13 protein-coding genes and 1 pseudogene are annotated in these 10,443 nt (G+C 56.4%); 4 read left to right on the plus strand and 10 right to left on the minus strand.

Going from position 1 to position 10,443, the window contains the following annotated elements; all coding sequences use genetic code 11:
- On the plus strand, nt 1–556 hold a 556-nt coding region (locus tag HK20_RS12530; protein WP_143296524.1), incomplete at its 5' end, for a TauD/TfdA family dioxygenase.
- A gap of 39 nt (nt 557–595) precedes the next feature.
- Here the strand turns inward: HK20_RS12530 and HK20_RS12535 are convergent.
- From HK20_RS12535 to HK20_RS12560, 6 genes and pseudogenes are all read right to left on the minus strand, one after another.
- The gene (locus HK20_RS12535) at nt 596–2,749 is read right to left on the minus strand and encodes an EAL domain-containing protein (protein ID WP_086647371.1); all 2,154 of its coding nucleotides are present in this window, start codon (nt 2,747–2,749) and stop codon (nt 596–598) included.
- 297 nt (nt 2,750–3,046) lie between these two features.
- Nucleotides 3,047–3,352 carry a hypothetical protein gene (locus HK20_RS12540; RefSeq protein ID WP_086647372.1) on the minus strand — a complete coding sequence of 102 codons (306 nt, stop codon included), beginning with the start codon at nt 3,350–3,352 and terminating at the stop codon, nt 3,047–3,049.
- A 77-nt stretch (nt 3,353–3,429) separates the two neighbouring features.
- Nucleotides 3,430–4,138: pseudogene (locus tag HK20_RS12545) on the minus strand (IS5 family transposase).
- Between the two features lie 73 nt (nt 4,139–4,211).
- Nucleotides 4,212–4,808, minus strand: coding sequence for a hypothetical protein (locus HK20_RS12550; RefSeq protein ID WP_198943935.1), 597 nt, complete (start codon nt 4,806–4,808; stop codon nt 4,212–4,214).
- 90 nt (nt 4,809–4,898) lie between these two features.
- Nucleotides 4,899–5,474 (minus strand): hypothetical protein, encoded by a 576-nt coding sequence (locus HK20_RS12555; RefSeq protein ID WP_086647373.1) that lies wholly within the window; start codon nt 5,472–5,474, stop codon nt 4,899–4,901.
- Complete coding sequence (locus HK20_RS12560; RefSeq protein WP_158093073.1) at nt 5,468–6,193, minus strand: DUF1376 domain-containing protein; 726 nt, start codon at nt 6,191–6,193, stop codon at nt 5,468–5,470. The genes HK20_RS12555 and HK20_RS12560 overlap by 7 nt, the downstream gene beginning before the upstream one ends.
- A 54-nt stretch (nt 6,194–6,247) precedes the next feature.
- Here HK20_RS12560 and HK20_RS12565 point away from each other — a divergent pair, with 54 nt between their 5' ends.
- Complete coding sequence (locus tag HK20_RS12565; protein ID WP_233129214.1) at nt 6,248–7,048, plus strand: LexA family transcriptional regulator; 801 nt, start codon at nt 6,248–6,250, stop codon at nt 7,046–7,048.
- A gap of 112 nt (nt 7,049–7,160) precedes the next feature.
- Nucleotides 7,161–7,460 carry a hypothetical protein gene (locus tag HK20_RS12570; RefSeq protein WP_086647375.1) on the plus strand — a complete coding sequence of 100 codons (300 nt, stop codon included), beginning with the start codon at nt 7,161–7,163 and terminating at the stop codon, nt 7,458–7,460.
- A 93-nt stretch (nt 7,461–7,553) separates the two neighbouring features.
- On the opposite strand, the gene HK20_RS12575 is transcribed toward HK20_RS12570, so the two are convergent.
- From HK20_RS12575 to HK20_RS12590, 4 genes are all read right to left on the minus strand, one after another.
- Nucleotides 7,554–7,892, minus strand: coding sequence for a hypothetical protein (locus HK20_RS12575; protein WP_198943936.1), 339 nt, complete (start codon nt 7,890–7,892; stop codon nt 7,554–7,556).
- A 601-nt stretch (nt 7,893–8,493) separates the two neighbouring features.
- Nucleotides 8,494–8,694 carry a hypothetical protein gene (locus HK20_RS12580; RefSeq protein WP_086647376.1) on the minus strand — a complete coding sequence of 67 codons (201 nt, stop codon included), beginning with the start codon at nt 8,692–8,694 and terminating at the stop codon, nt 8,494–8,496.
- A 3-nt stretch (nt 8,695–8,697) separates the two neighbouring features.
- Nucleotides 8,698–9,144 (minus strand): hypothetical protein, encoded by a 447-nt coding sequence (locus tag HK20_RS12585; protein ID WP_086647377.1) that lies wholly within the window; start codon nt 9,142–9,144, stop codon nt 8,698–8,700.
- 26 nt (nt 9,145–9,170) lie between these two features.
- On the minus strand, nt 9,171–9,530 hold the full coding sequence (locus HK20_RS12590) for a hypothetical protein (protein ID WP_143296525.1): 360 nt from the start codon (nt 9,528–9,530) through the stop codon (nt 9,171–9,173).
- A gap of 596 nt (nt 9,531–10,126) precedes the next feature.
- On the opposite strand from HK20_RS12590, the gene HK20_RS12595 reads away from it, so the two are divergent.
- Nucleotides 10,127–10,443 (plus strand): hypothetical protein (locus HK20_RS12595; protein WP_086647382.1); only part of this gene is annotated, 317 nt, incomplete at its 3' end.

Genomic DNA, 10,443 nt, shown 5'->3' on the forward strand with positions numbered 1-10,443 from the left:
AAACCCCGCCACGGCGTACCGTTCCCTGCCACAACCCCTGCAGGAACTGGCCGACAAGCTCTGGGCCATTCACACCAATAACGAATATGACCACACGGACCTGATTGCCGAGCGCGACTGGGAGTTTATTCAGTGGCAGGCCAATGTTTTTGCCGCCCGCGTGTTTGAGGCCAAACACCCCGTCGTGCGCGTACACCCTGAAACGGGGGAGAAGGTTCTGCTTCTGGGTCAGTTCATCAAACGGCTGGTCGGGTTTAACCTGCCGGATTCACAAGCACTGCTTGGCATTTTGCAAGGGCATGTCACCCGGCCGGAAAACACCATAACCTGGCACTGGCAGGCCGGAGACGTTGCCATGTGGGACAACCGCGCCACCGAACACCGCGCCATTGCCGATTTTGGTCAGGAGGAACGGGAGCTCCAGCGCGTAACACTGGTGGGGGATGCCCCCCGTAGCGTGGACGGGCAGCAGAGCGAGCAGGTGGTCAATGGCACACCCAACCCGGTCCTGCTTTTGGAACAGACCGGCGCGTGGAGCCGGCGCGAGCAGTCCTGACAACACCCCCGGAGCTGGAGCGGACCTGAATGGGGCCGCTCACTCCCACACCAGAGCCGTTTCCGTATCCCGTGTGCCAGCAATGGCCTGCTGCTGGGGGCGGCCAAGGTAGTAGCCCTGCGCCTCCGAGCAGCCCATGTTGCTGACCATCTGCAACTGGGCTGCGGTTTCCACCCCTTCTACCGTAACCGTCATGGCGCGAATGCTGGCAATGCCCAGAATGGCCTGTATGATTTCCTTGGCGGTGGGGTCTGGCAGGGCCTGAATGAAGCTGCGGTCAATTTTGATCTTGTCGAACGAGAACTTCCACAAATAGCTGAGTGAAGAATAGCCGGTTCCAAAATCGTCCATGCTGATCTTGCAGCCAAGTGCCTTGAGCTCGTTCAGAATAACGTTTTTATGCTCGTATTCATCCATCAGCACGCTTTCGGTTATTTCCACCTCAAGGCGGGCACCGTTCAGGCCAGTTTTTTCCAGAACATTTTTGACAATTTCAGGGAATTTTCTGTTTTTTAACTGAAGGGGGGAAACATTGACCGAGACATTGATATGCTCTGGCCAGTTCAGTGCCTCGCTACAGGCCAGATGCAGGATCCGCTCGCCCAGCTGGTGGATCAGCCCGGTTTCCTCCGCCAGACGGATGAACACATCAGGCGGGATCATCCCGCGTTCGGGGTGGTTCCAGCGGGCCAGTGCCTCGTAGGATTGCACCTTGCGCGCGTGAATGCCGTAAATGGGCTGGTAGTGCAGTAACAGGCCATCGCCTTCCACCAGCCGGTGCAGGGCGGCAACGAGTTCGGCCCGTTCCAGAATTTCATAGCTCAGGTCTGTATCAAACAGCTTGTGCTGGCAGCGGCCCAGAGCCTTGGCGCGGTAGAGTGCCATATCCGCATATTGCAGCAAGGTTGTGACATCCCCCGCCTGAAGCGGAAAACCCGCAGCCCCGATACTGGCCCCGGACTTGGCCTCCGCCCCCTGAATAATGTAGGGGCGGCCCAGGCTTGCCACCAGTTCCTCCAGCCGGGATTCAATCTCGTCCAGCGGGCCGCAGTGCTGCCAGATCACCGCAAACTCATCGCCCCCCAGCCGGGCTACAAAATCTTCCTCGCGGCAGCAGGCCTTTAGCCGGTTTGCAGCGGCGATCAGCAGTTCATCCCCCCCGCTATGGCCGTACATGTCGTTGATGGATTTGAAGTAGTCGAGGTCTATATAAAGCAGCACAAACGGGTTGCTCAGGTCCTGCGACAGCTCGCCCAGACGGATGCCCAGATAATAGCGGTTGGGCAGGCCGGTCAGGCTGTCGTAATGGGCAAGGCGTTCAATCCTGCGCTGGGCATCGCGGTATTCGGTAATATCGTCAGCTACGCAGAGCTTCCAGCGCATGTTGCCATCATCATCCGCAATCAGCAGATCATGGCGGGAGACAACGCGCGCACGGCCCTCGCGGTCCACCAATGTTTCTTCCACTGCTTCGGGCTGCTGGTACAAAAACGGGTCTTCGGCCAGTTCACCGTCCAGTTGCAGGGGGGCATCAAGGAGCATGCCCGCGTAGGAGGCTGCGGTTTGCAGGCCATATTCCTCCGCTGCCTTGTTATGCACAATGATGTCACCCGTTTTAATATCCCGCACCTGAATGGCGGTGGGGATATTGTCCACTATACCGGAAATAAAGGATTTATCGCGCATGATGGTTTTGTTGGCCTGCCGGAGTTCGCCCGCAATCTTGTTGAGCTCGTTAATGGTATCCATGGCCTGTGCGTGCAGGGAACGCGTAAGGCTGAGTGCAGAACCCAGCCCGTAATACTGGCCACATTCGGTTATGATGAATTCATTAATCTGGTTGAGTGAGCGGATATTCAGGATTGTTGCAACAAAGTCGGAGACTTTTTCATGCACATCCACCTGTATGGGTTCGCACTCCATAAGCAGGGAGATCGGGCGGTTGGCGTACACCTCGTACCCAAAGCGCTGGCCCAGACGCAAAAAAAAGTCCCGCCGCTGCACAATGCCTATGGGCCGGTTGCACTCATCCACAACGGGAATACCCGCGAGTTCGGCATTATCCTGAAAAATGGACAGAACATGCGACCCCGCTTCCGTCGCACGCACGGGCTCTACCCTGCAGGCAATATCGCGCATCTGGCGTTGGTTGGAATACGCGGGCACGTCCACCTCTAGTAAGCGCAAGGTCATGGTTTTTCGCCTCAATCCAGCCCGCAAGGTCAGGACGGAAAATTCTTAACAACCGATTGACCATACAACAACATGAAAAATAACTGTTTTTTTGTGAACTTATTATTATTTTCTCTTATCCCGCTTGACCCTTCATCCTCTTTTTCTTCCTCTTCCATCCTCCCCTTTTCCAACCTGCCGATTCATTACGGGTACAAACCCCTCCTGGCTCCACACGGCAACCCGGTGCGCAACCATGCCCCGTACAAGGCTGTACAGGGCCATTTGCTGCGCTTGGGGCTGTGCGGAACAGTTTTTTCAGGCGGCAATAGCGCGGGCAAACAGGGCCGTATTCCGCTGTGCATCCGCAGCACCCAACAGTGTATTATAAAATTGTTTATGGTACGCGCTTAACCCTGCGGAATCCGTTGCCGCAGGCAGTTGGGCGGGGGCTCGCACATAGGCCATGCGCGCCATGGCACAGGCATAGGCCAGATTGCTCACCAGCAGTGCTGCACTGCCCACACCGGCCCCAGCCCCCCCAACCTGCCGCACGGCACTGGCCAGATCGGGGCGAAAACGCAAAAAGTTCCGCCATATGTCATCATGCGTTGCGGGTTCCATCTGCCACAGGCCCAGAGCGGGACCGCCACCATTCTGTTGGAGCCATACAAGCCCGCTTTCTACCAGTGCCGTGCCGCTCAGCGGTCGTATCTGGTCGCAACACGTCGCCAGTCTTTCAGTTTTGCGAACATGTTTTCGATCAGATGGCGCTTTTTATACAGATACCAATTATAGGGTGGCTTTGATTTCCGGTTCTTCTTCGGCGGAATACAGGCGGTGATGTTCCGGTCTGCGAGCGACTGTCTGATTTTATTGCTGTCGTATCTCCGATCACCGATAACCTCTTCTGCCTCACCCGACAGGTCCGCCAGCAGCACATCCGCACATCCGCACCCTTGAAATCACTGACCTGCCCTTCAGTCAGATGAAGACAGACAGGTCGACCCTGATCATCGCACATGGCATGAAGTTTTGAGTTCAGGCCGCCTTTTGTCCGTCCGACATGGCCGGGAAAAGCCCCTTTTTGAGCAGGGACGCCGATGTCCGGTGTGCCTTAAGGTGTGTTGCATCAATCATCAGGCGCTTCGAACGGCCAGCCTGTTCTATCAGGGCGACAAGGATCCTGTCAAAGACACCCAGGCGGCTCCACCGGATAAAGCGATTATACAAAGTCTTGTGCGGACCATATGCTTTCGGAGCGCCTTTCCACTGAAGACCGTTACAAATGACATAAACGATCCCGCTCAGAACACGCCGGTCATCCACGCGTGGCACTCCGTACGCCAGAGGAAAAAACGGCTCAGTCCGCTCCATCTGGCTCTCAGACAGCATAAACACACCACTCACAGGCCCACCTTCCATCGGTAAGCTTGTGGATCACAACCTCTCGCTCAGTTCAATAAATTAATAGATCCTGAGCCTAGCCTGCCGCCACACCGGAACGCGGTTTTTTACGGTTCTGGTTTGCCCGGCGCAGACTGTTATAAAATCCTTCAAGCTGTTCCAGCAGCATGGCGCACTGGGCAGAAACCTTGAGCCGCGCCCGCGCATCTGACAGATGCGGAAAAAGCACGCGCCCCATCTGCATGAATGACAGCTCATCCACCAGCATCAGTTTAAGCCGCACATCGGCACACAAACCAAGAGCGTGACGCACATCGGCCAGACGGCCAGCGGCGTGCGCGCGTGTCATCTGCCAGGACACATCATCATGCCGGGTCAGGGTATTGGGCGTATGGTTTGTGGGGTATTCAATATGCCCCACATAGGCAAACACCCAGTCCTTATACCAGCGTTCCGCGGCATTGGCGGCATCTTGGGTAATGTCTCGCGCATTCAGCAGCGCCTGCACCGTACCCAGCACCCGCAACGGGTTGCCCGGCGTTGCCGTGTCCACCGCAAAGATGGACTTTTCCATCCGCTCGGCCGTGGGCTGGCACCCTGCCTGCGCGGATAAAAGACCCGCATGGGGTGCTCCACCCTGTTTTTTGGAAACCTGCGTGTGGGATGCATTCATTTGCATAAAATCCTTGCCTGCCCTGCCTTTTCCACCTCTTTGGGGAAAACGGGCCATAAACTGTTCAATTTTTTGTAAAGTAGCGCGCAATCAGGTCCGATTTTGCATACAATCCACATTATCCACAGGGTTGTACACAGGCTGCGGCGCATGGTGCTGCTCCCATTGTGCCCAGCGCAACTCCTGCGCCTGCGCGCGTGCCATGCGCCGGTCGGCCTCTGCCACCATCAGGCGCAACCGGCCCTGCGTGGCGCGGGCCTCGCCACACTGTGCCTCCAGCAACGCCACCAACTGTGCCGCGGATGGAAAAAACGTAAACGCCACAAGGGCACGGCGCACAGTGGCCTCGCTCCATGCCAGTGCTGGCACTGTGGCGCAGGCGGTAACCAGCGCCACACAACGCAGTTGCAGGGCCACGCCGGGCAGTGGGTTAACCACGCCCGCGTTCAGCATTTCGGCAAACTCCTCTACCCTGCTGGTCAGTTCCAGCACAGGTAGGGGGGACAGGGCGCGGGTATAGGCTGGCAGAAGGGCACGTGCCTCGTCCACAAGGGCAGCCGGGGGAGCAAACCCTCCGGGGCGGAACGCCTCCAGCTGGCCAGCCAGTGCGGGGCTGGGCTGGGGCAGGCCCGCCATGCCGTGGCCCTGCGCGTTCAGGCTCAACATTCCGCACCACCGGGTTTGTCATCACCCGCCGTGTGGGGCTGCGCCTCTGGCGTGTTACGCGCTGGCTCCCGCCCCTGTTTGCGGGCCGCGCTGCGCTGCCTCAACCGCGCGGCCTGCTCCTCCAGCGGGTGTGGCACATGTGCCTTGCTGGAACGCCCCCGCGCTAAATCCGCCTGATTATTCCCCCGCGAACGCAGTGAGCGACTCTTGCTCTCCCTCTCACTCTCCCTTGCATCTGCGTGGGCTGTGCCGTGGCATGCGGGGGCCGGTATGAGGGGAGCACTCTCCTCCGGCGCATGCCCCCAGCGGCGGGCCGCACGGGCACGCTGGGCCAGACGGGCCTTCCAGGCCTGATTGGCTTTTTGCGCAATAACGGGGTGGTACAGCCGCCCATCCGAGCAGACGACCCACCCATGCAGGGCCACCGTGCGCAGCGTGGGCCACCGCCCACCTGCGCCGGACAAATGCGCCAGAACCCGGTCGTTATGCGGCAGGCTGCCCGCTGGCACCTGCTGCCATGCCTTGCACCACAAGGCTACGGCGCATTTAAACCCGTCCCCCGTGCTCAGGGCGAACAGGTCGCTATCCAGCAGGCGGCAGGTATCGAGCGGCATAAAGGGCAGCCCCCGCAAATCGCTCTGCGGTGGGGTCATTGGGGCGGGAAAAGGCCGGGGCGGCTCTTGCACCGCATCCGGCAGGCTGGTATGTGCGTTGTTCATGCACATAATGTGCGTATTAAAAATACAAACTGCAAGCGGTTTTTACGCACTGACATGCACGACACTTTTGACCACAATGCAGGCATGAACCAGAATCGGATCACGGACAGGCTTAAAACCCTGCGCGAGCGCGCCGGTTATACGATTCGTGAGTTTGCGCGCGACCTGGGGTACGGAGAGAAGTTTTCCTCCTACCGCATGTATGAGACCTCCTACAAAAAGGATGTGCTGCCCTTACCCATGGTCAAATCCATGGTGCCATTGCTCAATGGCAGGGGGGACCCGCCCATTACCGCCAACGAGGTATGGAACCTTGCCGGTGTAAGCATGGGGGAAGCTGGCCTTGTGGCCAAAATGACCCCCCAGCCTACGCCCGCGCCAGCCCCACCCCAGCCCGATACCCTGCCCCCGGCGGGCTCCGGCCGCATTGCCATACCTGAGTATGATGTCATCACATCGGCCGGGCCGGGCTGTGTGCCGGTTCTGTGCGCCCCGCAGGACGGGTTGCGTCCGGTGGAACACTGGACCTTGCCGCGTGGCTACGTTGCGGCTTTTTCCGAAACACCAGACACGCTGGCCATTGTCCGCGTGGCGGGGGACAGCATGGAGCCGGACTACCAGTCCGGAGACAGGGTGCTGGTGGACACAGCCCACCGTATTCCCTCCCCCCCCGGTGTGTATGTTCTGTGGGACGGTTTTGGCCTTGTGCTCAAACGGCTGGAACTGATCCCCGGCATGGAAGAGCCCCGGCGGGTGCGGATCATGAGCATTAACAGCGCCTATTCCACATACGAACTCACACTGGAAGAAATCAGCATTAACGGCCGTGTTGTGGGCAAATGGACCTGGAAGTAACGCCCAGTCCTCCATAAGCCCGCACTCCCCCGCACACATATGCGTGTTATGAGGTCTTGCGTTGTGCATTTATTACGCACATACTGACCGCGTGTTGTTGAGGGAGAACACTTTGGAAGCGCACCCGCCCTGCCCCGACCACCGCCACGCGGCGCAGGTCGATGCCTATACCCACGCTGCCCGACGCGGCCTGTTCAGCACCGATACGCTGCCCAGCGCCACGGCGCAGGAGCTTGCCCGTTACGAGCAGGCCATCCTGCACCTACGCGCAGCCAGCCACAGCCTGCAATGGCCTTTTTACACCAACACCACCTTTGCCGCCGACCAGCACCGCTACTGCGAGGAAAGCATAGGCGAGATTGTACAAACCGTGCGTGACCTGCTGGAACGCCAACAACAGCCTTTGGGGTAACGCCACGCGAAGTCTCGCGTGGATGATCGCGGTGTATTAAGCGGGACCATCTTCGTCAACCGAATCGCCTTGCACTGACGAACCGGTCGAGAATCACTCTATGTGTCTAGAAATAAGAAATGTCGTAACATCAGACATCGAACACTCTTCGTAAGAAGATTCACTCGAAGTAATAACTTCGAATACAAGCTTACCTTCATTGGAAAAATAAGTGATATCATATATTTCTTTAAAAAGACCGTTTGGTAGAGCTTGGTATGCCAAAAGAACAAATTTTGTCTTATCTTCATTTATTTTATCTAGATCAACAATTCCTGCGTTCCTCATACCCATAAGGGCCATAGTTTTTGGCCAATGCTCACACGCTGGTGGGGATTGAGCATAAGCATAATTTGTGAATACGAAAGAAATAAACAAGTATAAATATTTCACCTTACTATCCTTATAATATAATCATTGCTGTTCCATATCCGCTACCGCGCATCAGGTTTGACGATAATGCATCCATTTGATGCTTCTCCAGAATGACCAGCACTCTCTCCATGCATCACAAATCCCGTTCTTCCGTAAACATTGGTGCCCTTTATAGAAGTCAGGCGCACCATATATGCGCCTGACGGAATGGCTTCCCAATGGAGTCTGTGCCACGAGGGATAGGAGGAGTGTTATGAACTAGCTTGTTGTCTGGCTGGTTTTTTCCCCCACTCCTATGCCTGCGTGATCACTCACAGTAATGCTGTTGTTGAATTTAGAAAGCTTTTAGATTGACTATATTCCCAAGGCATACACCCATCCTCCTGAAATGAAATTCGCCAAATTGATCTATTAAGCATGGCATTATAGGTAAGCGGCCATGCTTACGGCTGGTTTTTTATGCGCCGAGACAGCACTCCAGCACAAAACCCGGGACTAAACACCTAGTCTGGCCAGCCACCGTCACGCTGGGCGAGCAGGCGCAGGGTTACGGCCAGCGCAACCCCCACCAGCCCTACAAGCCCCCCACCCAGCACCATACCGCACTCAAAATCCACACTCATGACGCCTGAATAGCCGCGTTGTCAGCCTGACTTTTGGCAAAGAGTGCCGCGATATCTGCATCACTCGGGCCTGTACCGCTTTTGCTTTGCGCAATGGCGCTCAAGACCGTGTCATACGCTTCGGGGCCATACTTTTCCGCCAGAGAGACAACAGTCCCTACAATACCCAATATGACGCTAATTTCTGCTGCGGTCATGGTTCATTCCTTCCCATTGGTGGATACGGACACAGCCGCATTAGCCTGCGTGGCAGTGGTGGCCGTACTTGCCGTCGTGGCCAAGGTGCATGCAGCCGGAGTGCTCCCTGCGGTAAGCCCGCTCCAGCAGGTGGAAAACGCGGCAAAATCCGCCTGCAGGGCTGCAACGGCTGTTTCGGCCAGCGTGTTCCCGGCCTGTATGGACTGCTCAAGTGCGCTCAGTTCGTCCAGCACACTCTGGCTGGCCTTGCGGGCAAGGGCTTTTTGCCCGGCACTCAGGCTTACGCCGGGCACACGCCCTGCCATAATATCGGGCATGGGGCTGGCCAGCAGGTGGTATGCACTGGCCGTATCATACACGACCTGACGCAACTTGCCCTGCGCGGTTTGCGCGCAGGCACACAACAGGCACAGCACCGCAAGGCTGCCTGCTTTGACATAATTTTTCATATTTATTGTTCCTGAAAGGAAAATTTTTAAGGTGTGGTTTTCCCTGCAACCACACATTCCGTGGCCGCTGCTCCGGCCTCCGTAGCGGGTACGTTGACAGACGGGGTCTTAACCAGATGGGCCGCCATATAGGGCACGGCGTACTGCACCCCCAGCCCCGCTACCCGCACAATCTGGTACAGCACAACCAGCAGCCGCCCATGCACGGGCGCGGGCACAGCCGCGGTTATGGCCGCACAGGTAACCATACCTGCGCAGATAACAAGCGCCAGACTTGGTGGAAGAACAGAAAAAAACGAGGGAATAAAAGCAACAATGGCAGCAACCTTGGCTGTATTGCGCGTAACTGACCCCATAACGGGCACATTGTGGCCTGTATCGGCCATGTTCAGAACCTCCATTTAACGGATTGGTCGTCTGCCCACTACCCGCCAGCCCCAAGGCCACAGCCCACATGCCGCACACGGGATTTTTCCATACCCTGAATACAAAAAAACCTGCCCCTGACAGGCAGGAACAGGTGCTCAAGGATTATAAGGCGGAAGGGGTTATAAGGGCGTCTGGCATGTCTGGCATGTCTGGCATGTCTGGCACAACGCTAGGGCGTTGTCCCAAAGGGCGCAGAATAGGCGACGATAAAAAACCTATGCCACACATTGCGCGCATAAACACTGTTTTTTATTCTGCCACACATCCCAGCAACAACACCCACCGCGCAAACCCAGCCATAACACGAGGGATACTCCTGCAGAACACGAGCGCACACTCTCAAGGTAGGTGACTATGTCCTCCTAAAATAGGCCGCTCCAACCAACAAATATATGGAACATCGGTTTAAAAAAGGAAAAATATCCAGTCATTTAATTTTTACTATGCAGGAAGCCCACCAGACATATTATTTACAAAGTGCTCAAGATGGAGCGTAAGACTGCGCGGTATATCCGTATTGCAATGATCAAAAAACCCCACGCGTGAGTTTACTATGTCCAAACTGCTAAAATGTACAAATCATGATATTCGCACCATATTTCCGCGTCTCGCCGATCTGGGTGCCTGTTCCTTCGGCGAGGATCCTGATATTTTTGGCGATACGTTGGCAGAAGTTGTTGAAAATGCACCACGAGGTCATGGCCTGCTGTTCAAACAGCAAACAGTCAACGAATTAAAGACTTTACTGGCATGCAATGAGGCAGAACTCAACCATGCAAGCTTTGCTTTGATCGCCATAAGTCCTACTGAAGAGGTTGAAGAACCACCTAATTGGGGCAATTTTCCTACCTTGCGGGCGTTCTGGTCTGC

The sequence above is a fragment of the Acetobacter sp. DsW_54 genome, assembly GCF_002153575.1.
In the GTDB taxonomy this organism is placed as follows: Bacteria; Pseudomonadota; Alphaproteobacteria; order Acetobacterales; family Acetobacteraceae; genus Acetobacter; species Acetobacter fabarum.

Excerpts from the sequence above, each read along its gene's own strand:
- HK20_RS12550 (WP_198943935.1), bottom strand. The coding sequence starts at position 4,808 with ATGAATGCATCCCACACGCAGGTTTCCAAAAAACAGGGTGGAGCACCC.
- HK20_RS12560 (WP_158093073.1), bottom strand. The coding sequence starts at position 6,193 with ATGAACAACGCACATACCAGCCTGCCGGATGCGGTGCAAGAGCCGCCC.
- HK20_RS12565 (WP_233129214.1), top strand. The coding sequence starts at position 6,248 with ATGCACGACACTTTTGACCACAATGCAGGCATGAACCAGAATCGGATC.
- HK20_RS12585 (WP_086647377.1), bottom strand. The coding sequence starts at position 9,144 with ATGAAAAATTATGTCAAAGCAGGCAGCCTTGCGGTGCTGTGCCTGTTG.
- HK20_RS12555 (WP_086647373.1), bottom strand. The coding sequence starts at position 5,474 with ATGTTGAGCCTGAACGCGCAGGGCCACGGCATGGCGGGCCTGCCCCAG.
- HK20_RS12590 (WP_143296525.1), bottom strand. The coding sequence starts at position 9,530 with ATGGCCGATACAGGCCACAATGTGCCCGTTATGGGGTCAGTTACGCGC.
- HK20_RS12535 (WP_086647371.1), bottom strand. The coding sequence starts at position 2,749 with ATGACCTTGCGCTTACTAGAGGTGGACGTGCCCGCGTATTCCAACCAA.
- HK20_RS12540 (WP_086647372.1), bottom strand. The coding sequence starts at position 3,352 with ATGGAACCCGCAACGCATGATGACATATGGCGGAACTTTTTGCGTTTT.
- HK20_RS12580 (WP_086647376.1), bottom strand. The coding sequence starts at position 8,694 with ATGACCGCAGCAGAAATTAGCGTCATATTGGGTATTGTAGGGACTGTT.